Raw genomic sequence first — 22,495 nt, 5'->3', positions numbered from 1 at the left:
GATGGATGGGAAGATCGCTGCGTGGGCCTGGGGATACAGCGGCGAGGGGCGAGGGAAACGAGCCCGGATGGATCACGATCGCTAACTGAGCCCGCGAAACCGTTGCAGCACCACGACGAGAAAGACGACGAGCAGTGGTGCGATCGCCATGTTGAGCGCGCGAAGGGCCCTGCTGTTCGGCGACCGTACAGCACTCTGCAGCACGACCCGGGCGACGAGCGTCCCGAGCAGCAGGGTGAGCAGGGCGGCGTGGCCCCACACCCAGGGGCCCTCGCCGGTCCACAGCGATCTGAGGAGCAGGGGGCTCATGAGGAGTTCACGCTCCCGCGTCGCGTCGCGCGCCTGTTCCGGACCAGCTCGGTCAGGGCCGCGACCGATCCTACGGTCACGAGGGCACAGAGTCCGAGCAGCGGTGACCAGCGCCGCAGCTGCACCATTGCCTGGGCGACGAGGGTGCCGAGCGCCAGGCTGAGCGCGACGCCGAGGACGAACTGCGTGAGGCGGTCCGGCACCCGGATCAGCCGCACGCAGGCCAGCCCCGGGACGACCGTGAGGTAGGCGAGCACGGCAACCGCTCGCACGGTGCCGGGTCCGCTCAGGCGGGCGAGGGCGAGAACCCCAGCGCCGGCGAGCAGCGTCAGCAGCGGTGGCCAGACGTTGGGCGGCCGGGACCCGTCCGGCCATCGCGGCGTCGCGGCCCGGTGCTGGAGCATTCCGGTCGCCCGGCGCGGGTTGGGAATGCTGTTCCGGTCGGCCACGCCCGGCTTCGCCGCTCTCGGCTCGGTGGTGTCCTTCATCGGCCGGCGCCTGCGGGGGCGGCGAGGACATAGACCCTCGCGTCAGGGTTGGCGTAGACCGGCCGGAACCGGCCGGAGCCGGCCACTTCGCGTTCGATGCTCTCGCCCCAGCCCGCCGGTTTGCCGAGGAACGACTCGGCGAAGACGAACTGCCCCTTCGTGATGACCAGGTATGCACCGTGCGGGTTGGCCCGCATGTCGTTCTCGATCTCGGACAGTGAGGCCGGCCCGAGGTCCTCGCCGAGGGGCACGTACCGGTACCGCTCGATGCTCTGCGCACGCCAGGGCACGTTCGACGTCAGCGAGATGAACGAGGCGCCCGCCGGCGCATGCGCATAGAGCCATTCCACCGCCTGCGAATCGCCGGGCCGGACCTGTTCGAAGGCCTCGTTGCCGTAGCGCGCGACAAGGAATGCGCCGATGAGCACGGCGCTGAGCGCCCCGGTCAGCACGGCGGCGAGGACGTGCCGCCGCGCCGGCCAGCCGGCCGTCGTCAGCGTGGCGGCGAGGATCATCATGAACGGCAGGGCGAGGGCGTAGACACGCAGGAGGATCTCGCCGCCGTAGCTTTGGAGGGCCAGCAACAGGAACGGAGCGGCGGCGAGCGACATCAACGCGAGGTTCCCCCGCCCGCGCCGCATCCGGCGCCACGCTGCCACGGCCGCCATACCCCAGACGGCCGCGGCGAGACCGAGCCGCGACAGCACCACGACCTGGTGGCCGGCGTCGCCCCGGACGCGCTGCACCGCTGCGCTGCTGACGGTACCGCCGACGTGGCCGACGGAGCCGAACATGTCGTGCAGGTGCCCCGACCAGTACGGGACCGTGCCGTAGCTGACGTAAGCGGTGACCACGACGCCCAGCAGGATCGGCAGTGTCCGCATCGTGCAGCAGCCGGTCAGCACCAGCGCGCCGGCGGAGACGACGATCGCGATCGGGGTGAGCTGGTGGCTCACGGTGCTCGCGGTGAAGATCACGAGGACCACGCCGATCAGGCCCGCCAGCGACCCCGGGCCCGCCGGATGCGGGTCCGGGGCAAGCCGCAGCGCCCTCGGCGGGAGCCGTAACGCGCGCAGGATCCAGCCGGCGAGCTGTCCGGGTGCCCGCGGCGGGGCCTCCCGGCGCCGGCCGAACCACGCCACCAGCACCAGCATCAGCACCAGGTAGAACAGGTAGTTCATCCCCTGCGGCCCGAAGTAGTCCTGCCCCACCCAGTTCGCCGGCACGAACAGCCAGACGGCCAGCCACGCCGTACGCGCCTGCGACGACAGCTCCCGGGCCAGCCGGAACACGGTCGCGCCGTACAGGAGGTTGAGGAAGACGGCGGTCCAGGCGAGCAGCGGCATGGCATCCGGCATCCCCGCCGCCCGGGTCGCCATCGCCACCAGGGCGAAGAACCCGGGCCAGTTGAATCGGGCGTCGAGCTGCGGCAGCGTGTCGCCGGTCCGTGCGATGTAGTCGGCGAAGCCGACATGCAGCCAGCTGGGGATCATCCGCGGCAGCGGCTCGACGACCGCCGCCGCGCCGTGCAGCAGGACGACGAGCACGACGACGTGCGCGGCGAGCAGCGGGCCTGGAGCGGGCCGGGGACGGAACACCCCGACGACGAAACTGGCGGTGAGCAACGCGAGCGCGACGTACAGTCCGGGTCGCAGCGCCGAGACGAGGCCGAGGGATCCGATGTCGGCGACGCCCGAGCGCCGCAGGGACAGGAGCCCGAGCCCGAGCGCGACCACGGGCGCGCACCACACGGCAGCAGCTCGCGGGCCGGCGCGCACCCGGCGCTGCGGCGCGGCCGCCGTGCTCAGCATGGCTCCCCCGCCGCTCTCGGTCTGCCCCAGCCCAGTCGCAGCAGCGCCGGCAGGACCGCTCCCGCTACGACCAGCTGAGCGATCAGGTAGGCGACCCCGACCCCGGTCACCCCGAGCTCGTCCACGGTGAGCAGGGTCAGCGACAGCACGAGGGTGCTCGCCGCGGCATTGACCACAATGATGCGCCCGATCCTGCGCTGCACCCTGGATGCGGCAACGAAGACGATCACCACTACCTTGGGTACCACGGCGACGGCGAAGAGCCGCAGGGTGTTCGCGCCCGCTCCGGCGTACTGCTCACCGAACACCTTCAGCAGCAGTGGCGCCGTCGCGCAGAGCAGGACGACCGCCGGCGTGAACAGGAGCAGCGCCCGGCGCAGCATCTGCCGTGTGTACGCCGCGAGCCGGGACTCGTCGGCGGCGGCCTCCACGGTGAGCGAGGTGCCGAAGTGGTACGCCACGAGCTCCGCGGAGCTGCCGAGCAGCCACGCCACGTAGAACACGCCGTTGGCCTCCGCGCCCAGTTCGGCGGTCACGATCAGGGGCAGTGCGTTCGTGCCGGCCTGCATGAACAGGTATCCGACGTAGTCCAGCGCCACGAACCGGGCCAGGGCCCGGCGGCCGGGCAGGGCGCCCGCGCCGCCCCGCGCGCGCAACCGGGGCAGCAGCCTGCGGAACACCAGCATGTTGACGGGGACGAGCGCGGCCACGACCGCGAGATTCCAGGAGGCGAAAATCCCGAGGCCCGGTGCCGCACCGGCCAGCAGGACCAGCAAAGCAATCTTGAGGATGCTGAAAACGGCGTTCTCGGCCGGGACCCAGACGGCTCCCCGCAGCGCGGTGAGCACGCTGTCCTGCAGCGTGAAGACGCTCCAACCGGCGACCGCCAGCGCAAAGCAGAGGGCGAGCAGCGGGGTGCGGTGCAGGAACTTGAACTGGCCGGCGACGAGGGGGACGATCGCCAGGAAGGCGCCGCTGACGCCGAGGGCCACCAGACAGCTGGTCCCGTAGGCGTAGCCGACCAGCCGGGTCCCCTGCCCGCCCGCGGCCGGCAGGAAGCGGGCGAGCGTCCCGTTCAGGTTGAGCTGGGAGAGGTTGCTCAGGAACGTCATCGTCGAAACCGTGGCGGCGCCGATCCCCAGCTGCGCCGGGGTGTACAGCCTCGCCGCGATCGCCCAGTACGCGACGCCCAGCAGCGAACTGAGGACCGTGTTGATCATCAGCGCGTAGACGTTGCTGTTCAGCGGATTGCGCAGGTGGCGGCGCAGCCGCGTGGCGAGCGGAGCGGTATCGGCGACGAGGTCGAGGGCGGTCGCGCCGTCCCTGATCGCCGGATCGGCGATGCCGGAGTGCCGTCCGGTCATGACGCCACCTCCCGGCCGCGGTCAGGCGGCTCACCCGGGTCCGGCACGCGCGGTTGACCGGCGGGGCGCGCCGCGTGCACAACCTGGCGGACCCGCCGGTACGCGCGCCAGCCCCGCGTCCGCAGGTGCTCGCCGCGCCAGGCGAGCGGCCGGCCCCGCCCGTCGAGCAGCGCGTCGAGCGCCTCGGTGCCGGTGTCGCGCTCGATCAGGACCCGGGCGATGGCGAAGACGTCATCTTCCTCGTGGCTCAGCGCGTTCTTCACGGCACAGGCCGCGGAATAGCCGGCGTCCTGTACCGCGCGGCGAACAGCCGGGCTGTGGTAGCCGTACGGGTAGGCGAACGACGCCACGGGCGCCTGGAGCCCGTCCTCGAGCTCCCGCCTGCTGTGCGCGATCTCCGGGTCCAGCGCTCGGCGGCGTAGGCAGTCGAGTGCACAGTGCGTGCGGCTGTGCGACCCGATCTCCACCCCGTACGCCCGCAGCTCTGCCAGCCCGTCCCAGTCGAGCGCCGGATCGCTGCCGGTCGTCGGCCGGGTTACGCCCAGCCGGGACGTGATGACGTACGCGGTCGCCGTGAGGTCGTACCGGCGCAGCACCGGCAGCGCGGCCTCGGCGAGGTCGGGGAACCCGTCGTCGAAGGTGATCAGCACCGGTCGCGGCGGCAGCGGTGCCACTCCACGCAGCGCGGCGGCATACCCGCTGACCGTCAACGGGGTGCACTCCCGCTGCCTGATCAGCGCCATCTGCTCGTCGAAGTCGCCGGGGGAAACCGACCATCGCAGTGTCCCGTCGCGGCGCTCGTCGCTGATGCTGTGATACCCGAGCACGGGCACGACCGTCCTCGGTCGCGCGGCGCTCATCGATGGCTCCGCCGGGACCGGGCCGACCACGCGGCGGCGGCGTAGTAGGCCGGGCCCAGCGCCAGCCCGCACAGCTCCAGAGCGGTGAACGAGGCGGGGTAGCCGTCGCGCTTCCGCGCGTTCTTGCCCGAGCGTGGCAGGAGGGCGTACGCCATACCGCGCGGCAGCCGTCTGAGCAGGTCCACGCGGGCCGAGGCATCGGTCGCGACGCACTTGGCGAGCACCGCGCTGAGACCGGTGCCGTACTGGTAGACGGTGCGCCGTAACGCCCGGACCTCACGCCGATGCGTGTGCCACACGATCGCGCCCGGTTCGTACACCAGCGCGTGGCCGGCCAGCACCAGGCGCAGCAGCACGTCGATGTCCTCGCCGCTGGGCAGTCGCGGGTCGAAGCCGCCCAGCCGGCGCAGCTGCGCGGCCCGGAACGCCATGTTCGCTCCGGAGCCGTACGAGCCCGGGAGATACGGGTAGAGCGAGCGGGGCGATGCGGAAACCCGGTGTACGCGCTGCGCCTCGTGCGTCTCGAACCCGGTCCGGTCGAACCGCCGGCGCCGGCAGCCCTTGCCGTAACCGCCGTACTGCTCGATCCAGATCTGGGCCGGCGCCTCGAGCTCACGGGCGAGTACCTGTCCGGTCACTCCGGCGACGTCGGCGTCGGCGAAGCCGTCGACCAGCGCTCGCAGCCACCACCGGTCCACCACCACGTCGTCGTCCGCGAAGGCCACGATCTCACCCCGGGCCTCGGCGAGCCCCCGGTTGCGCGCGTGGGTGACGCCGGGTCGCGGTTCGCAGGTGCAGCGGAACCGGGGATCGGCAACGGCCCGCCGCGCGACGATCCGTGCCGTGTCGGACCGCTGCGGGGCGTTGTCGACGACGACGATCTCGTACCGGGGGTAGTCCAGCGCGGCGAGCGAGTCGAGTGCCGCCTCGAACAGCGGTGTCCGTCCGCACGTCGGCACGACCACGCTGACGAACGGGCCGGGCTCCTGCGGTGGCCGCCGGAGTTGGCACGACACGTCACCGCCGACGGTTCCGGCCTCGCCGGACATGCTCGAGCCGGGCCGATCCAGCGGCGGCAGGCCGTCCTCCCGCAGGTGCTCGCCGATCTCGTCGCGGAGTCGTTCCCGGATCACCCCGGCCAGCGCCGGGGCGGTCAGACCGCCGGGCGGCAGCGGGACGTCGAGCAGCCCCAGCGGCTGCCCGTGCAGCCGGACCAGGATCTGTGCCGCCGTGTACCGGCTCCCGTCCAGGCCGCCGTCGGGCACCGCGGGCAACCCGTCGGAAAGCTCGACCGTGAGCACGCGTATCGGTGCCGGCCGCGGCTTGCGCCGTCGCCGAGCGGGCCTGCCGGCGGCGTCCGAGGCGCGCATCGCCTGACCGGAGGCATAGCCGGAGGCGGTCACGAGCAGCCCGGCGACGATCGCCCCGGCCCGCAGCAGCCCGGCGCCGTCGCCGTCGCGGATCTGGCGCAACCCGCGGCGCACCCCGGCCGGCAGCGCCTGGCGGGTGTACGCGCGCTCCGCGGAAAGTCCCGCGTCGCTGCCGACCAGACGGGCGACCACCGCCTTGGACCGCCCTTCCGAGAAGCAACGCCGGCGGAAGTAGCGCCACGTCGTCCGGTCCGTGGTCACCCGGTGCCGGACCCGCGCCGCCGGCTCGTACAGGACGATGCCGTCCGGGTGCTCGCGCCGGATACGGATGCACAGTTCCGTCTCCTCACAGCCGACTGGCGTTCGCCCGATCCGTCCGAGCGCGGGATTGAAGCCCGCGATGCGGTCCAGAACGGTCCGGCGGAACGACATGTTGCATCCGATGACGTTGCGCACCGGGGAGACATCCGTCGGTTGCCCGGTGAAGCTGCACCCGACCACCCAGTCGAACTCGGGCGGCAGCCACCGCGGGCGCCGCTGCTCCCACGCCGGTAGGGCCCGCCCCCCGACGGCCAGCACCCGCTCCTCGCGGTAGTGCGGCACCAAGCGGGCCAGCCAGTCGGACTCGGCCTCCGCGTCGTCGTCGAGGAAGGCGACGATGTCCCCGCGCGCCTCGGCCACGCCGGTGTTGCGGGCCCCCGAGAGGCCTCGCGGGCCGCTGTTCGGCACGACCGTCACCCCGCGAAAGGTGTGCCGGACGCGGTCCAGCAGTGCGGCGTTGTGATCCACGACCAGGACGATCTGCGTTGCCGGGGTCTCCTGTGCCCGCACCGACTCGACCGCGCGCACGATCTGCGGCCAGCGCCGTTCGGTGTACACGCAGATGATGACGGTGACGGTGGGCGCCGCCGACCCTGCGACGTCGCCCGGCAGTGCTGGGTCGTGGTCGCCGGCCGGTTCAGATGTTGGCAAGAACGCGTTCAACGTTGGCGCGGAGCCACCGTGGGTTGCCATGATCACCTTCCGAGTCGATAAACAGCAGGGTGTGGCGCAGCCAGTACAGGAGCAGGGCCGCCCGCTGCGGGATCGTGTCCAGCCAGGCGCCGACCTCGAGCGCGGGGACGTTGAGCGTCTCGTCGATGCCGCGGCGCAGGGCGTGAACGACGATGTCGCCGAGCTCTTCGCCGACGGTGAGCCGCCGGGCAAGGACGTGCAGGTGCAGCAGGTCGTACAGGGGAAGCTGGCCCGGTGTGGCGCAGTCCCAGTCGACGACCCCGGTCACGCGCGCGCCCGGCGGCGCGGCCAGCAGGTTGCCCGGCCAGAAGTCGCCGTGGATCCAGGACACGCGCACGGTCCGTCCGACCAGAACGGCGATCAGCTCCTCGCGCAGGCGCCCGATCACATCGAGGACCCGGGCGGGCTGGGACAGCGTGAGCGCGAACCGCTCGAGCCGCCCCAGCGGTGCGTCCACCCACCCTCGCACGGCTGGTCGGTCGAGTGCGGTCTGTTCCCCGGTTCGGGCGTGCAGGTCACCGATCAGCCTGGTGGCGGCGCGTAGGAGCATGGTTCGGCCGGGCCGCCGTACCATCAGCGCCGTCGCGGAAACCCCCGGCAGCGCCTCCTCCACGCAGGAGTAACGCCCCTCGATCGTCGCTTGGGCGAGGCAGCGGGGCAGCACGGGACGCAGGTTGGGCAGCCGCGGATCCTGCTGCAGGGTCGCGAGCACCGTCGCCTGACGCCGCAGGCTGTCGGCGCCGGCGGCGGTCCACGGGATCTTGACCACGTACCGGTCGGGCGACCCGGAGCGGATGACCGTGGCGACCGCGACGGAGGTGCTGGTGAAGCTGACGCTCTCGGTCCGCCAGCCGGTGTTCCGTATCCCCGTCGCGTCGGCGACCAGCCGCGGCGCGACCGCGGCGGTCCAGCGCCGCTCCTGCCGGTGCAGCCAGCCGGCGAGGCGGTCGCGCAGCACCGGCCGGGCCTTCTGCAGCGTGGTCCTCACCGGGCCACCCGGCTCGCGTAGCGCTGCCAGATGCGCGCGATCGCGTCGGCGAGCACCAGCTCCGGCGGCCGGTCGGCGTCGAGGCGCTGCAGGTGCGTGATCCGCCGGCTCAGCCGGTGGTACTGCTCGCGCTCGGCCTCCAGGTGTGCGGGGTCGTACTCGCCGGACCGCAGGTGCATGACGCCGCCCGGCACGTCCAGCAGCAGGACCAGGTCGGGCGCCGGGCAGAGCCGGCTCAGCAGCAGGAAGTACGGCCGTTTGAGCCACACCAGCGACCCGCGTGGCGGCAACAGCGCGTCGTAGACGTACCGGTCGAACACCACGACCCGCCCGAGCATCCGGTGGCGCAGTGCGGTCAGGTAGCGACGCCATACGGTCAAGGGGCGCCGCAGGATGCGCAGCCCGTGCGCGGCCATACTGACCGGCGCCTCGTCCGACGGCCACAGTCCCATGTAGACGCGGCGCACCGGGAAGTAGAACGCCGACTGGATGCCCGTGGCGAGCGTCGACTTCCCCGAACCGTCGGGGCCGAGCAGCGCGACGCCGATCCCCCGTCTGCTCCAGGCCTGCAGCGGCCGCTCCACGAGCCGCAGCGTGGCCGAGGCGACGAGCCGGCGGGCCACACTGACCGGGCGGGTCCGCCGCCAGGCGGCAAGCAGGGCGGGGCGCCGAGCGGCGAGGGCGTCCCGCCGCCCCGCCCGCCAGTCGTGCAGCAGGGCTCGCGCGACGGTAGCCGGCAACGCACGGGCCAGCGGGCCGTCGAGCGACGCCGCATGGCCCAGGTCGTCCAGTCGGCGCACGTGGCGCGCCGCAAAGGCGCCCTTGTCCAGGACGCAGTGCAGCAGCAGCGCCCAGAACTCGTCCTCGGGCGCGAGCACCCACACGCCGTCCTGCCGCCGGCGCCGGGCCAGGCACTCGTCGGTGGCGTCCGTACGCACCTCGAAGTGGCGGCCGTAGGCGATCTCGGTCACGAGGTCGAACTCGACCCAGGTGCTGGTGAAGACGTCGAGACCGAGGAAGAAGCGGTGGGTCCCCCGGCCGTGACTGCGCAGCCGGATCAGCCCGTGCGCCTCGATGACGGCCGCGGCCCGGAGGCGGTCGGCCGCCGCGACGAGGATGTCCAGGTCGTCCCCGGCGGTGAGCCCGTCGGGGCCGCCGCGGAGCAGGCACCACCGTACGCCCGCGTCGTCGAGCCCGGCCAGGACAGTACGGGCAAGCCCGAGTTCGGCTCCAGTGGGTTCCGGCCACCGGTGCGGATCTCCCTGGACCGTCCGATCGGTCGTGTTGTCGCTGGTCATCGAGTGCTCTCCGACGATCGTGTGGTTGCGGCGGTGAGGACGAGGCATGGATCCGGCGGTGCCGTCGCCGGCGAGGGCTGGACGGCCAGCGCGAAGTCCGCCGGCCGGTCGGTCCGCAGGGGGATGTACCGCACCTGGTACGGGTCCAGCCACAACGACCGCCCCTGCACCTCGACCTCGATCCGGCCGGCGCCGAGGTGGACGAGCAGCAGCGCCGTCCGAGCGCGAACCAGTCCCAGCTCCGGCATCGGCCACGTCACGGCGTTGTCCCCCGCCCGGTCCGCGAGCACCTGCTGCAGCCGCGCGACCGCCTCGGCGTACGCGAGGGGACGGCCGCCGTCCGGCCGGCCGGTCGCGCTCCACAGCGCCGGCGAGTCCGCCTCGCGTTGGTCGTCGTCGCGTTGCGGTTGCCAGATGAGTGCCGCGGCGGCCTGCTGATCGACCATGTGCAGCAGGGAACCGACGGCCCGGGCGACCAGCTTCGCCTGGCCGTCCACAGTGGCCTGGCCGACGTGGAACTCGCTCCACCACACCGGCAGCGAGGTCCGCTGCCGCAGCCACCGGGTCAAGGCACCGAACAGCGCGCTGCTCGTGCCGGTCGCGGTGATCCGGCCGCCGTCGCGGGTCGCTGAACCGGCGTCGACCGCGACGAAGTCCGCGCCGTGCTTGTGCTGCAGCCAGTAGTCGAGCACGTCGAGGCTGCGCTGGTCGATCGTGCCGCAGGCGCCGGTCAGGGCGGACGGGTGACCGCCGGCGCTACGGCTCGCCCAGAGGTCGAGCACGACGTACGGCCCGCCGACCGCGACATTGTGGTCGACCGCCTTCAACGCGTCGTACACCGCGTTGTAGAGCTTCGTGTACGCCTCGTAGTCCCATCGGTTGCGGGCTTTGTCCCAGAAGCCCTTCAACTCGTTCCATACCTGAAAGTGCCGCACGTCGGGGTACCGGCGGGCGACGGCCGCGGCGAGCGCGGCGAAGTCGGCGTAGTGCTGCGGCTCGGGCGCCGCCTCCAACTGGTCCCAGTCGGTCTCCCCCGGGCGGCCGCCCTTCATCCAGTCAGGGGCGCAGCAGAGTGTGATCACAGGGGTGCCGTTGGTCGACCTGATGAGCTTCATGCGGCGGTCGAGCGACGACCAGTCGAACGTTCCCGGGCTCGGCTCGGGGTTGGCCGCACCCCACCCGTAGATGTGCTGGTTCTGGTAGGTCGCCGTGGCGGTCAGGACGGCCTGCGCCGATGCGGAGGCCGCAGGGTTGCCCCAGTCGTCGATCGAGTTCTGGGTGTGGGTGACGCCCACGGCCAGGGTGCCCGGGTCGGGGCGGTGGAGCTTCGGCGCCGACCAGTCGTAGCCGACGGGGTCGGCGGAGTGCGACCCGTCGGGCGGCGGGTCCGACGCGTGTCTGTCGCCGGGGCTCCGCGCGACGAGCAGCAGCGCGGAGACCAGCGACATCGTGATCAGCACGACCAGGACGCGACGGCGTCCGGCGCGGGCTTTCGGCGACCGCGACGATCTGCGGAACACGGGCCTACCCACGCCCTCTCATGCGCCGCAGCGTCGCGCCGGCCAGGCCACGCGCACGACGGGCCAGCGAGACCATCGGGATTCGATCGAGCCGGTAGCCGGCATAATGCTGTTCGGCGGCGCCGAAGCGGCTCTTGAACAGCGCCAGCGACGAGCCGGGGGCGGAGTCGCCCAGGTGGTAGGACACGCACCCGGCCTCGGCCGCGTCCTCGATGGCGGTGCGGTGCAGCAGGTAGGTGGCGTACGTGGGGCCGGCGAGCTCCTCGTCCATCGCGCCCCGCCACATGCAGGCCACCGCTTGGCCGAGCAGCACGACGATCGCGGCGGCCGGCCGCCCGTCCACGAACGCAGCGTAGATCCGGCAGCGCGGACCGAGGACCCGGGCGACCGTCGGCAGCTTGTGCGACGGCTCCAGGCGCGCCGCCCGCCAGCGTGCCAGCGGGATCGGCACGCCGTCCTGGTGCGCCCACCGGTCGACGGACCTGGCGTACAACTCCCGCACGACCGGGACGAGCCGGCCGGTGTCGTCCCGCTCGACAACGACGTTTGCGCGTTCCGCTCGCCGGACCCGGTTTCGGGTGTCACTGCGGAACCGGGTCCGCCAGACCTCGTCGAAGCCACCGGCGAGGCAGAGCGTCTGCGCCATGCGCGGCTCGCGCTGAACCCAGGGCGGACAGCCTTGCTCCCAGGACTCCACGGTCGAAGGGTCGGGGCGCAGCGAGACACTGACCGTGCGTCGCCCGGCAAGGTCGGCGACGACCATGTGTACGTCCTCCGGCCGGACCGTCCCGCCCTCGCCGAGCAGACCGGCCGCTCCCCAACCGATCGGAAGCGAGGATTCCATCGCGATCAGCGGCGCACCGAATGTGCGGCGCACCAACGGCAGCACCAGCCGCCGGCCGTCCGGGCTGCGGTAGAGCCGCGAGGCGTTCGCGTACCCGTCGACGGCACAGACGCACTCCAGCCATTCCGGGGACTGCGTCGGCAGCGCCCGCGGGGCGGAGTCGAGCACCTCCTTCCACGCGTCGACCGGTGCCGGGCTCAGCACAGACGGTGTGCCCGTGCCGGCGGCCCGGCCCGAGCGGGGCCGCAGGCCAGGACCCGCGCTCACGGCGCCGCGCACAGCGCACCCGCCGCGTCCTCGGCGGACGATCCCGCGTGCCCGGTCACGGCCGGACCTCCTCGGGGAGCGCCGCGACGTCGGGCAGGTCGGCGGCCTGCGACTGCCAGGTGCGCAGGACCCGGTGGTCGATCGGGTCCACGATCGGCCGCGGCCGCCGCACGATCCGCTCCCGGATCAGCGTGCGGAGCACCCGCTGGCCGTCTCGGAACGTGCGGAGGTTCGAGGTACCGCACCGTCTCGGCAGTTCGGTGCTCGGCACCTCGGCGATGCGCAGGCCCGCCTTCAAGGCGTGCACGACGAGTTCGGTTTCGATCTCGAAGCCGTGCGCCGTGAGGGCGAGCGCCGGCAGGCACGCCCGACGGAACGAGCAGAACCCGTAGCACAGGTCGGTAAAGCGGACCAGGAACATGCTGTTCGTCATCCGGACGAGCATCTGGTTGCCGATCCGCCGCAGCGGGGTCAGATCCGTCGAGCCGCCGGCGGTCAGGAACCGCGAGCCCTTCACGAAGTCGTACCCGTTCATCAGCGGCGTGACGAACCGGTGGATCTCGCTGGGATCCATGCTGCCGTCCGCGTCGATCATCACGACGAGGTCGCCGCTCGCCGCGGCGAAGGCGACCCGCGCCGCGTCTCCCTTGCCCCGGCAGTGCTGGGCCAGCATCACGATGTCGGGCCGGACGGCACGCGCGATCTCCACCGTGCGGTCGGACGAGTGCCCGTCGACGAGGACCACCTCGTCCACAATGGATGGCAGCCGGTTGAGCACCCAGGCGATGTTCCTCTCCTCGTTCAGCGCAGGGATCACCACGCTCACGGTCTGCCGTCCGGGAACCCCGCTGATGGGTTCGGCCGGTATGTGGTCGGTCCAGTCCCGCATTCGCGGGAGGCGCATCGATGACTCGTCGTCCCGTTCCGGCTCGGGGAACGGGCCGACGGCGGAATCCAGGGCATTGTGGACGTCGCCGGAGCCTGTCATCGGTTCCTCCCGGTGTTGCGGACCGAACGGCTGCTTCCCAGCACGCCGTTGGTCGTTCGCGTTCCACCCGGACCGAAACGCGCAGTAGGTATCATCAAGCCCCTCCCCCGATGGGCACACGAAACGATGGAACCGGCATGCATGGCCGAAATGGCCGCTGCGCCCTGGTTCGAACGCGACGTTAACAGCCGGTGAACGCCCGTAACCGCGACATCGGCGACGTCAGCGGCTGTATCACCCGCAATCGTGCGTGGCTTCCATACACCGTCCGATGACACAAACCGTCCGATGTGGACATTCGGACGGCCGGGCGCTCTCGACGCCGTGGGCCAGGCCATGGAGATCAGGTTTGCCGCATGCGCCAGGGCGAGAAGGCGGGTGAGAAGGCGGCCGGGCGGGAGTAAGCCCGCGCGGCCAGGGGAGAGTCCGTCACGCGACCCGGGAGGGCAGGCACGCTGGCCGTCGTTCCTGCCCTCATCGATCACCCCAGCGGGATGTCCGCGTGCCAGTACCGCTGCGTCGTGTCGTTGCTGGTCAGGATGACCAGGCCGGTTGCGCCGGTGACCGGCTGTTTGCTCGAGGTCACGTTGTTCAGGTGCGGCGACACGGCGTCTCTGACGACTGGTGTGCCCCGGCCCAGCGGGAAGGAGATGGTGCCCATCGGGGAGCTCTTCATGAAGATCGTCCCGTCGGACCCTGAGAAGGGGCACCCGCTGTCCGGCGCGGTCATGAACACATAGATGACCTGGTGCTCGGAGTCGAGCATGACGACCGGCCGGGTGTGGCAGTCGCTGAGGCGGCCGACCGGATAGCTCGCCCAGCCACCGGTCGAGGGGTCCCGCACGAGGAGCATGATCTGCGGCGCGGACCCCGAGCCGCCGACGTCGTCCAAGCTGGTCTTGACCGCCGCGTAGACGCGCCCGGACCGATCGGCCTTGAGGTTGATGTGGTCGTCGGCCCAACCGGTCCCGCCGAGCACCGGGGTGGCCGCCGACCACGTCGCCGCCGCCGCGCCGTCGGCGTGGGTGGTGAAGTACATCGCCGAATCGGCCTGGTTGCTCCACATCACGCCGACCTTGTCGCCCATGGCGACGATGGACGAGATGTCGTCGGGGTCCAGTGACGATGCGCCGGCGACCGGGAGCACGAAGGGCGTGCCCCACGTCGTGTCGCTGCCCGTCGTGGAGTTCGCGTAGACCTTCGAACCTTGGGTCCAGGTCGCCCACAGCGCACCGGCGGAGTCCCTGTCGATGGTCAGCGTCTCGCTGGAGTAGTTGTCGATCTGGACCGGAAATCCGGTGTTCAGGGTGTACGTCCTCGTCGCGGGCGTGTAGCTGTAGCGGTAGAGCCGCGCCGGGTTGCCGGCCGTGGCCCCGCTGGACGAACTGGCCTTCACATGGGAGGCGACATAGAGGTGGGTGCCGTCCCACAGGGTGTCGGAGTGCGTCGCCGCCCTGTTGTCAGTCTGCGTTCCGGTGTCGATCCAGGTCTCTGTCGACCGATCCAGCCGGAAGATGTGGTGGGTCTGGCTGACGGTGTCGTAGAGCGTTGCCCACCACAGGCCGTCGTTCCACCACACCTTGCTCTCCGGCTTCTCACCGGTCGCGGCCGCCCCCGCCGTCGACGGCCCGGCATACCCGAGGCTGCCCGCGGCGCCGGTGGTGAAGGTGGCGTCGGAACCGTTGGTGGTGCCGGCCGAGTTGGTCGCGACAAGCCTGTAGTGGTACGTCGTGGAGGCAGTCAGACCGCTGAGACTGGCCGGCACCTGGGTCCCGGTCGTGCCCGAGCCGGCCGAGCCGTCCGGTGAGGGCGTCTGGGTGCCGTAGGACGTGGTGGTGCCGTACTCGAAGTGATACGTGGTGCTCAACCCATTGGGGTTGACGGTGCCGGAGACGGTGGCGGCAGAGCTGGTGACCCCCGTGGCGCCGCCGGTGGTCACCGCCGGACGCCCCGGCTGCGGCGCCTGACCGCCCGGCATGATGTTCCCGGCGAAACTCACCTGCACCGACGTGCCGCCCGACTCGGTACTCGAGTAGGTGATCGGGCTACCGGTGGCGATGACACCGTTCGAGTCGTTGGTCTCGAGCACGGCCTGGGCCGATGTGGCGGCTCTGGCCTCGGAGCGTTCGGTCAGCCCCGCTCCCGGCGTCCAGGTCTCGGAGGCGCGGGAGGCGAAGGCGGCGAAGCCCCAACTGCCTGCCACGGTGGACGTGAAGGCAGGGGCGGTGTGGGTGGTGGTGTTGGTCCCGCCGGATTCAGCTTTGTAGCCGTACTTCTCGAACGGGTAGGCGCCGCTCGCCGTGTTGATCGTGGTGGAGGCGCCGGAGTACGCCAGCACCGAGATCACCAGGCCGGCCGGCGCGCTCGCGAATCCCCACGTGCCGGACTCCGTTCCCCCGACCGCCGCCTTCACGGCCACCGCCAGGTGCGAGCCGGTGGTGACCGAGACATCGAACAGCTCACCCGGAATCTTGGTCCAGCCACTCGGCGCCGTATTGGCGATGTCAGTCAACCCCGGAGTCTTGTACGACAACGACGCGACCAGGAGGTCACCGGCGACCGCCGCGCTGGGAGTGCTGAACGACTTGGCGACAACGCTGCCGGTGCTGTCGGTGGTGTTGACCGGTATGCCGCGCAAGGCCACCGCGGCGGCGTCAGCTGCCGCAACCGTCGAGGCGGCGGCGTGCGCGACCTGCGAGCTCGCGATGTTGCCGACCACGACCACCACCACGGCCGTGGCGACACGTCTCCAGCCAGGTCTCGTCATTGCGGGCCCGGCCTGATGTGCGCGCGGGCTCGATCTCCGGCATCTCGGCCATGATCGCCGCTGCTGGGGCGCATCACCGTTACCCGCCGGCTCGGCAATGCACGGGATGCCGTGCGCGTGTCCATGGCGCCTCCATGCGACGAGGCTTCAGGCGACCGACGCGACCACACCGCTCGAACGAGGCGTTCCTGCGCATCACAAGGTGACGTGAGAAGCGCGTCCGAACAACTGCGGACGCATTGATTCATGAGTATGCACCCGGCCGCCCCGCCCCGGTAGCGAAGTGTCGCTGACGTGACATGCCGTTTCGGTGCGGAGCGCTGAAGATCGACCGCGCAGCGCGCGCGAGTACGGCGGCTCCGCACTCGAGTCGCCTCTTGCGCCAATCGGTTTCTTGCGCAAACCTATTGGCATGACTTCCGCTGCGGCACCCGCCGTCAGCGGCCGCGCCGGATCACGCTGACCCCCGCCGGCGCCACCGCGCTCGCCGAAGAGATCGGCCGGCCGCAAGTGCTCGTCGCGCGTGTCGCGACCACCGATACCCCGGAGGACTGATGACCATCGCCCTGTCCCGCCGAAGCCTGCTCACCACCGCACTCGCCGCCGCGGCCGCCGCGCCGCCGGCCGGCGCCGGCCGCGGGTGGGCGGCCGCCCCCGATCCGGCCCGGCTCACCCTGCCCCGGCCCACCGGCCCGCACCCGATCGGCACCGTGACCCTGCACCTCGTCGACGGCGAACGGCAGCTCATGGCCGGTGTCTGGTACCCGGCCGCCGGCGACCTGCGCCGCCACCCGGTGGCCCCGTGGATGGCCGCCGCGCCGCTGCGCGCGCTGCTGGCCGACAACGGGTTCGACCCGGACATCGCCGGGCCGCTCACCGCCGGCCACGCGGGCGCCGCGGCGCTGCCCGGCCGGGCGCCCGTCGTCGTGTACTCCCACGGCGCCGGCGGCCACCGCGGCGAGACCACCATCGTGGTGCAGGAGCTGGCCAGCCACGGCTACGTCGTGGTCACCGTCGACCACGCCCACGACTCGTACACCGAGCTGCCCGGCGGCCGCCTCGTCGTCCCCGACGACCGGCCGGTCACCCCGTGGGACCACGCCCACGACATCCGGTTCGTCCTCGACCGCGTCGAGGACCTCGCCGTCGGCCGCAACCCCGACGCCGAGCGCCGCCCGCTGCCGCCCGGCCTCGGCGCCGCGCTCGACCCCCGCCGCATCGGCATGTTCGGCTGGTCGAAGGGGGCGACCGCCACCGCGCTGGTGATGCACGAGGACCGGCGCGTCCGGGCCGGGCTGAGCTTCGACGCTCCGATGGAGTCCGCGCCGCGGCCCGCCGGCCTCGACCGCCCGTTCATGCTCATGACCGCGCAGTTCACCCGGGCCGCCGAGCCCGTCGAGGAATTCTGGTCGCTGCTGCGCGGCTGGCGGCTCGGCGTGCATGCCGAGGGTGCGCCGCACACCGGGTACTGCGACCACCAGTGGCTGATCCCGCAAGCGGCCCGGAGCATGGGCATGAGCGACGCGGAGCTCGAGGACTGGATCGGCACCCTGGACCCGGCGCGGGCGGTGCGCATCCAGCGCGCCTACCCGCTCGCCTTCTTCGATCTGCACCTGCGCGGCCGCCGGCAGCGCCTGCTCGAGGGCCCGAGCCCGGCCTTCCCGCAGGTACGGTTCATCGGCTGACGCCCGGCCGCGGCCGGGATCGGTCCAGCTCGCCGGCCTTGAGCACCGAGCTTCCCGGCTACTCGGGCTCGCCCGTCGACGAGGTGTCGCCGCCGTGCTCCTCGGGCTCGCGGCGAGCCAGCGACTCGGGGGCCTTCTCGATCGGGAAGAAGAAGCCCCTCACCGTCGGGGCGAGCGCACCGATCCGGTTCATCTTCTTCGGGACCACCGCGCCCGAGTACTCCAGCTGACGCTCCGCCCCGGCGCGCCGGCCGTCGCCGTCCAACGGGAGCGGCTGGTGGACCTCGACGAAGCGGCCGTCGGACAGGCGGCGGATGATGCCGGTCTCGACGCCGTGGGCCAGCACCTCACGGTCGTGCTGCTGCAGGCCCAGCGCGATGCGGTACGCCACGTAGTAGGCCAGCGCCGGGAGCGTGAGCAGGCCGATGCGACCCGCCCAGATCATCGCGTTGAGGCTGATGTGGAACTTGTCCGCCAGCACGTCGTTGCCGCCGGAGATCAGCAGAATCGCGTAGAACGTGATCGCCATCGCGCCGAGCCCGGTGCGGGTCGGGTTGTCCCGCGGCCGGTCCAGCAGGTTGTGGATGGCTCTGTCCTTCGTGAGGCGCTGCTCGATGAAGGGATAGATCATCGGCAATATCGCGAGGAAGCCGGGCAGGACGACCGTGGGCCAGAAGATCGGCGGGAGGGTGTAGCCGTGGCCGAACAGGGTGAACCGGATCTCCCACCCCGGCATGAGACGGGCGGCGCCGTCGAGGAACATGACGTACCAGTCGGGCTGGCTCGCCGCCGAGACCACCGCGGCCTTGTACGGTCCGTACAGCCAGATCGGGTTGATCTGCACGAGGCCGGCCAGCGCGGCGACCACCGCGAACACGAACATGAAGAAGCCGCCGGACTTGACCGCGAAGCCGGGGAACATCCGCACGCCGACCACGTTCTCGTTGGTCCGGCCGGGGCCGGGCCACTGGGTGTGCTTCTGCTTCACCAGCAGGCCCATGTGGACGCTGATGAGCGCGGCCAGCGCGGCCGGCACCAGCAGGACGTGCACGAGGTACAGCCGGGGCAGGATGATCTCACCCGGGAACTCGCCACCGAACACCGTGGTGGTCACCCAGGTGCCGACGATCGGGATCGACAGCACGATGGCGCTCGCGATGCGCAGGCCGGTGCCGGACAGGGCGTCGTCGGGCAGCGAGTAGCCGGCGAAGCCCTCCAGGAAGCCCATCCAGAACAGCAGGATGCCGACGATCCAGTTGGCCTCGCGCGGCTTGCGGAACGCGCCGGTGAAGAAGACGCGGAACATGTGCACCACGATCGCGGCCACGAACAGCAGCGCCGCCCAGTGGTGCATCTGCCGCATGAACAGGCCGCCGCGCACGTCGAACGACAGCTGCAGCGCCGTGTTGTACGCCTGCGACATCGCCACCCCGCGCAGCGGGGGGTAGCTGCCGCTGTAGGCCGTCTCGCGCATGGACGGGTCGAAGAACAGCGCCAGGAAGGTACCGCTGAGCAGCAGCACGACGAACGAGTAGAGCGCGATCTCGCCCAGCAGGAACGACCAGTGGTCCGGGAAGACCTTGTTGAGCAGGCGACGCAGCGGGGTCGCCGCCTGGAACCGCTCGTCGGCCGCTCTCGCCGAGTTGGCCAGCAGAGCCCGCAGATCGGTCTTGCGTCGTCTCATGGCAGCTCCCAGCAAGCAGGTCCGGCCGTCGGTGATCTGCAGCCACGAGCTACCCCCTGCCACGAGGTCCAAGCCCGGGCCGCGCCGGGAATTGGGTCACCTCCGGAGGTGAGCGATCGCGGGACGGCGTCCGCTTGGCGACAGTACGTTGATCAACGTCCGCGGGTTCGGTGAGATCCTTGCCATGACGATGCGTGCCGTTGACCACCGGGACATCACCGACGTCGAGCAGCTCAACGCACTCGAACGCGAGCAGCTGCGCATCGCGGGAGTGCGCTACGACGGCGAGGACCTGCCCGTCGAGGACCGCCTCGACCCGGAGGGCGACGAGGAGACGAGCTTCCACGGCTTCTGCGGCACCTGCCGGATCGTGGACGGGCCGGCGCACCGGTACGACGTGTGGCTGTACCAGGTCGACAGCGGCACGGTCTTCCGCGCCGGTACCACCGAGGCGGTGGCCGACGTGATCCAGGCCGGGCTCGAGTGCCACGACCCCGGCATCGCCGCCGAGCTCGAGGAGGCCTGGCCGAGCGTGCGAGCCGGAGGCGGTCCGCACAGCACCGTGTAGCGGGTCCCGCGGGAACGCCGAGGCTGGCGGTGATCGCCTATCGTCACCGCTATGGCAGCCGAGTTCCACCACGACGGGTACATCTTCGTCCTGGACGGACGCGTCATGGACGTCTTCCACCAGGGCACGCCGGACGCGATGCGGTTCCACGTCGCCTTCATGGGCGTCGACGTCAAGCCGAAAGGGGACGGTTTCAAGGTGCGGGTCGGCACGGTGGTCGGCGGCCAGGTCTTCGGCGGCGCGTCGCTCACCATGGACGCCGTGACGTTCGAGCGGTTCCGGGCGTTCGTCGCCCTCGCCACGGCCGCCCGCGACGCCGCGACCGGCCCGGGGCCCTCCTGACCGGCCTACGTAGCCGGGCGTCCGCGGGCCACGGTGCGACCGGTCAGCGGCGGGCGGACCGGTTGCGCAGGAACTGGCCCAGCCCGTCGCCGTCCTCGATGGCGATGAACGCGCCCCGGACGCTGAAGAGCACCTCTTCGCCGTGCTCGGTGCAGCCCCAGACCGAGTCGCCCCAGGAATCGGTGAGTTTGACCTGGGCGGCGGCGGTGCACGGGGCCCCGTCGGCCTGGCCGACCTGGCAGCGCTCCGGGGCACCCCCGCGCTGGCTGACGGCCTCCGCCGCGCGCTGGATGAGCTCGAACTTGGCCTCGGCGCCGGTGGCCGTCTGACGGTCCGCCTCGGCGACGGCGGCACGCTGGCCGAGGAGCAGGACGTTGCCGTCCGGATCCTGCACGCGGGCCTCGCCGCCGGGGGCGTGGTCCGGGTAGCCGACGCGCTCGGCCGGATAACCGGCGTCGGCGAGGCTCTGCAGGGTCGCCTCGAGGTTGCCGACGTAGAAGTACACCAGCAGCGGCAGCTCGACGGTGATCAGCCGCGGCTGGACGGCGGCCAGCAGGATGGCGAGCTCGCCGCTGCGCATGTGACGCCAGCTGGCGAGCTCGTCGCCGCCGGTGCGCAGGACGGACCAGCCCAGCGACGTGTAGAACGCCTGGGATCGCTCAATGTCGGCGACGTACAGCACCGGCACGGACGCCTCAACCGTTGGCAGCACGGGCGAGACTGTACCGCCCGCCGCCGACGTCCGCCGAGCGGCCCGGCCGCCGTGATCCAACCGATATGTATTTGCCGCCCGGCAAACGATGCCGCCTGGACGAACGACACCAAGCCGGAGACGTCCCGGACCGCGGCCGGACGCATGCCTCGCCCGGGCCGGCGGGCCCGGGCGAGGCACGGCGCGTGGCTGCGCGCCGGTCACACGGCCGGCACGGTCACCGCCAGGACGTCCCAGTTCGCCGCGGCGACGCTGACGAACGCGCGGCCCGGCACACTGACCACGGTCGGGCTCACCTGGATGGTGGTCGTGCCGATCCCGGCCATGCCGAACATGTTGCACCCCCAGACCAGCATCGATCCGTCGGCCCGCACCGCGTACGTGACGGGCGAGTTGTCGTTCTCGACGTCGACGATCTTCGGCTCACCGGCCGGCCGGACCAGCTCCGTCGGCACCGCCACGCCGCCCGGCCCGCCGAGCGGGGTGAGCTGGTACTGCGTGTTGTCCCCCCACAGGTACAGCCGGCCGTCTCCGGTCAGCGCGGACACCGCCGACGTGCCGACCGAGATGTCCACCACGCCGCTGCCCGGGCCGAGGTCGGTGACCTGCGCCGGCACGTACGCCGAGGTCGTCGAGTTCAGCGGGCCGAACGGCCGGCCGAGGGCACGCGCCTCGCCGCCGCAGGAGAGCACCGCACCGTCGGCGCGGCGGAACAGGGCCACCCCGCCGGCGACCGCGATCTGCCGGATGTCGCTGAGCCCGGCCACCGGCGTCGCGAACGGCGTCGTGCCCGCCAGCGCGCCGTCGCACTTCACGGCCCCCCAGGCGGTGACGGTGCCGTCGGCCATCAGCGCGTACGTCGCCTCGGTGCCCGACTCCACGTCCACCGCGCCGGTCAGCGGGGTGCCCGGCGCGGTCAGCACCCGCTCCGGATACGCCCGGACACTCGCCGTCGAGCCGTCGCCGAGCTGCCGGCTCGCGTTCGAGCCCCAGGCGACCACCGTGCCGTCGCCCAGCACCGCCGCAACCGCGCTTTCCATGTGTACCGCGACGTCGACGACGTCGCCGAGGGTGCCCACGCCGCCGATGCCGAGCACCGCGGCCGCGGGGCGCGTGCTCGCGAGCGTCGAACCGTTGCCCAGGACGGAGTTGAGGTTGTACCCCCAGGCCAGCAGCCGCCCGTCGGCCAGCCGCGCGTAGCCAGCCCGACCGCCGCTCTGCACCTGCACGACGTCGTCGGGCAGGACTGTCCGCTGTGGACTGTTGTACTGCGCCGCCGCCGTGCCGGCACCGGTCTGGGCGAAGTTGTTGGCGCCCCAGCCGTAGGCGATGCCCGGCTGGGGGCCGTCGGCCGCGTAGCCCGGCGCCGCGCCGAAGGCCGGCGAAGCGGCCGCGACGGCGGCACCGGCGACTACGGCCAGCACCTTGGATCTCATCATGTTCGCACTCCCTGTCTGCAACATCAGTCACCGGCGAGGGCGCCGGGCCGGACAGAGAGCAGCTTGCGGACCGGGACTTGGATTCGGCTTGTCCCGCCTCCAAGACCGGCTTGGAGCACAGCCAGAGGCGGGGCGGCCGACGCGTCGACAGCCCCGCCTCGGGGTTCACCAGGGAAG

General features: G+C 72.0%; 19 protein-coding genes. 4 read left to right on the top strand and 15 right to left on the bottom strand.

Going from position 1 to position 22,495, the window contains the following annotated elements; all coding sequences use genetic code 11:
* Positions 1-81: 81 nt before the first annotated feature.
* The 12 genes from ACQP2P_RS14760 to ACQP2P_RS14705 form a co-directional block, all read right to left on the bottom strand.
* A complete protein-coding gene (locus ACQP2P_RS14760) occupies positions 82-309 on the bottom strand; it encodes a hypothetical protein (RefSeq protein ID WP_433616451.1) in 228 nt (75 codons plus the stop codon).
* Positions 306-797 carry a hypothetical protein gene (locus tag ACQP2P_RS14755; protein ID WP_433616450.1) on the bottom strand — a complete coding sequence of 164 codons (492 nt, stop codon included), beginning with the start codon at positions 795-797 and terminating at the stop codon, positions 306-308. The genes ACQP2P_RS14760 and ACQP2P_RS14755 overlap by 4 nt, the downstream gene beginning before the upstream one ends.
* A complete protein-coding gene (locus ACQP2P_RS14750) occupies positions 794-2,608 on the bottom strand; it encodes a hypothetical protein (RefSeq protein ID WP_433616449.1) in 1,815 nt (604 codons plus the stop codon). Before ACQP2P_RS14750 ends, ACQP2P_RS14755 begins: the two co-directional genes overlap by 4 nt.
* Positions 2,602-3,972 carry a lipopolysaccharide biosynthesis protein gene (locus tag ACQP2P_RS14745; RefSeq protein ID WP_433616448.1) on the bottom strand — a complete coding sequence of 457 codons (1,371 nt, stop codon included), beginning with the start codon at positions 3,970-3,972 and terminating at the stop codon, positions 2,602-2,604. The genes ACQP2P_RS14750 and ACQP2P_RS14745 overlap by 7 nt, the downstream gene beginning before the upstream one ends.
* Positions 3,969-4,832 (bottom strand): polysaccharide deacetylase family protein, encoded by an 864-nt coding sequence (locus tag ACQP2P_RS14740; protein WP_433616446.1) that lies wholly within the window; start codon positions 4,830-4,832, stop codon positions 3,969-3,971. The genes ACQP2P_RS14745 and ACQP2P_RS14740 overlap by 4 nt, the downstream gene beginning before the upstream one ends.
* Entirely contained in the window at positions 4,829-7,174 is a 2,346-nt protein-coding gene (locus tag ACQP2P_RS14735) for a glycosyltransferase (RefSeq protein WP_433616445.1), read from the bottom strand. Before ACQP2P_RS14735 ends, ACQP2P_RS14740 begins: the two co-directional genes overlap by 4 nt.
* Positions 7,161-8,204: a phosphotransferase family protein gene (locus tag ACQP2P_RS14730; RefSeq protein ID WP_433616444.1), complete on the bottom strand. Its 1,044-nt coding sequence runs from the start codon at positions 8,202-8,204 to the stop codon at positions 7,161-7,163. The genes ACQP2P_RS14735 and ACQP2P_RS14730 overlap by 14 nt, the downstream gene beginning before the upstream one ends.
* Entirely contained in the window at positions 8,201-9,502 is a 1,302-nt protein-coding gene (locus ACQP2P_RS14725) for a hypothetical protein (protein ID WP_433616443.1), read from the bottom strand. The genes ACQP2P_RS14730 and ACQP2P_RS14725 overlap by 4 nt, the downstream gene beginning before the upstream one ends.
* Positions 9,499-10,962, bottom strand: a complete 1,464-nt coding sequence (locus ACQP2P_RS14720) for a GH39 family glycosyl hydrolase (RefSeq protein ID WP_433616442.1) — start codon at positions 10,960-10,962, stop codon at positions 9,499-9,501. The genes ACQP2P_RS14725 and ACQP2P_RS14720 overlap by 4 nt, the downstream gene beginning before the upstream one ends.
* A 64-nt stretch (positions 10,963-11,026) precedes the next feature.
* Positions 11,027-12,133 carry a GNAT family N-acetyltransferase gene (locus tag ACQP2P_RS14715; protein WP_433616441.1) on the bottom strand — a complete coding sequence of 369 codons (1,107 nt, stop codon included), beginning with the start codon at positions 12,131-12,133 and terminating at the stop codon, positions 11,027-11,029.
* A gap of 55 nt (positions 12,134-12,188) precedes the next feature.
* Positions 12,189-12,950 carry a glycosyltransferase family 2 protein gene (locus ACQP2P_RS14710; RefSeq protein ID WP_433616440.1) on the bottom strand — a complete coding sequence of 254 codons (762 nt, stop codon included), beginning with the start codon at positions 12,948-12,950 and terminating at the stop codon, positions 12,189-12,191.
* Between the two features lie 652 nt (positions 12,951-13,602).
* A complete protein-coding gene (locus ACQP2P_RS14705) occupies positions 13,603-15,633 on the bottom strand; it encodes a hypothetical protein (protein ID WP_433616439.1) in 2,031 nt (676 codons plus the stop codon).
* Between the two features lie 10 nt (positions 15,634-15,643).
* Here ACQP2P_RS14705 and ACQP2P_RS14700 point away from each other — a divergent pair, with 10 nt between their 5' ends.
* Entirely contained in the window at positions 15,644-15,904 is a 261-nt protein-coding gene (locus ACQP2P_RS14700) for a hypothetical protein (protein WP_433616437.1), read from the top strand.
* A gap of 538 nt (positions 15,905-16,442) precedes the next feature.
* On the top strand, positions 16,443-17,573 hold the full coding sequence (locus tag ACQP2P_RS14695) for an alpha/beta hydrolase family protein (RefSeq protein WP_433616436.1): 1,131 nt from the start codon (positions 16,443-16,445) through the stop codon (positions 17,571-17,573).
* 58 nt (positions 17,574-17,631) lie between these two features.
* Here the strand turns inward: ACQP2P_RS14695 and qcrB are convergent, their stop codons facing one another.
* Entirely contained in the window at positions 17,632-19,257 is a 1,626-nt protein-coding gene (qcrB, locus tag ACQP2P_RS14690; protein ID WP_433616435.1) for a cytochrome bc1 complex cytochrome b subunit, read from the bottom strand.
* A 184-nt stretch (positions 19,258-19,441) separates the two neighbouring features.
* Between qcrB and ACQP2P_RS14685 the strand changes: the two genes are divergently transcribed.
* Positions 19,442-19,825 carry a hypothetical protein gene (locus ACQP2P_RS14685; RefSeq protein ID WP_433616433.1) on the top strand — a complete coding sequence of 128 codons (384 nt, stop codon included), beginning with the start codon at positions 19,442-19,444 and terminating at the stop codon, positions 19,823-19,825.
* A 51-nt stretch (positions 19,826-19,876) separates the two neighbouring features.
* Complete coding sequence (locus ACQP2P_RS14680) at positions 19,877-20,167, top strand: hypothetical protein (RefSeq protein WP_433616432.1); 291 nt, start codon at positions 19,877-19,879, stop codon at positions 20,165-20,167.
* Positions 20,168-20,210: 43 nt separating this feature from the next.
* Here ACQP2P_RS14680 and ACQP2P_RS14675 read toward each other — a convergent pair whose 3' ends face one another.
* Both ACQP2P_RS14675 and ACQP2P_RS14670 read right to left on the bottom strand, forming a co-directional pair.
* Positions 20,211-20,879, bottom strand: coding sequence for a VOC family protein (locus ACQP2P_RS14675; RefSeq protein WP_433616431.1), 669 nt, complete (start codon positions 20,877-20,879; stop codon positions 20,211-20,213).
* A 200-nt stretch (positions 20,880-21,079) separates the two neighbouring features.
* Positions 21,080-22,318 (bottom strand): RCC1 domain-containing protein, encoded by a 1,239-nt coding sequence (locus ACQP2P_RS14670; protein WP_433616430.1) that lies wholly within the window; start codon positions 22,316-22,318, stop codon positions 21,080-21,082.
* Positions 22,319-22,495 lie beyond the last annotated feature (177 nt).

Source organism: Dactylosporangium sp. CA-139114 (assembly GCF_050955725.1).
In the GTDB taxonomy this organism is placed as follows: Bacteria; Actinomycetota; Actinomycetes; order Mycobacteriales; family Micromonosporaceae; genus Dactylosporangium.
Note: the sequence above shows the minus strand (reverse complement) of the source record. Positions and strands in the feature narration are given on the sequence as shown.

Excerpts from the sequence above, each read along its gene's own strand:
- ACQP2P_RS14740 (WP_433616446.1), bottom strand. The coding sequence starts at position 4,832 with ATGAGCGCCGCGCGACCGAGGACGGTCGTGCCCGTGCTCGGGTATCAC.
- ACQP2P_RS14685 (WP_433616433.1), top strand. The coding sequence starts at position 19,442 with ATGACGATGCGTGCCGTTGACCACCGGGACATCACCGACGTCGAGCAG.
- ACQP2P_RS14750 (WP_433616449.1), bottom strand. The coding sequence starts at position 2,608 with ATGCTGAGCACGGCGGCCGCGCCGCAGCGCCGGGTGCGCGCCGGCCCG.
- ACQP2P_RS14755 (WP_433616450.1), bottom strand. The coding sequence starts at position 797 with ATGAAGGACACCACCGAGCCGAGAGCGGCGAAGCCGGGCGTGGCCGAC.
- ACQP2P_RS14695 (WP_433616436.1), top strand. The coding sequence starts at position 16,443 with ATGACCATCGCCCTGTCCCGCCGAAGCCTGCTCACCACCGCACTCGCC.
- ACQP2P_RS14670 (WP_433616430.1), bottom strand. The coding sequence starts at position 22,318 with ATGATGAGATCCAAGGTGCTGGCCGTAGTCGCCGGTGCCGCCGTCGCG.
- qcrB (WP_433616435.1), bottom strand. The coding sequence starts at position 19,257 with ATGAGACGACGCAAGACCGATCTGCGGGCTCTGCTGGCCAACTCGGCG.
- ACQP2P_RS14680 (WP_433616432.1), top strand. The coding sequence starts at position 19,877 with ATGGCAGCCGAGTTCCACCACGACGGGTACATCTTCGTCCTGGACGGA.
- ACQP2P_RS14725 (WP_433616443.1), bottom strand. The coding sequence starts at position 9,502 with ATGACCAGCGACAACACGACCGATCGGACGGTCCAGGGAGATCCGCAC.
- ACQP2P_RS14745 (WP_433616448.1), bottom strand. The coding sequence starts at position 3,972 with ATGACCGGACGGCACTCCGGCATCGCCGATCCGGCGATCAGGGACGGC.
- ACQP2P_RS14760 (WP_433616451.1), bottom strand. The coding sequence starts at position 309 with ATGAGCCCCCTGCTCCTCAGATCGCTGTGGACCGGCGAGGGCCCCTGG.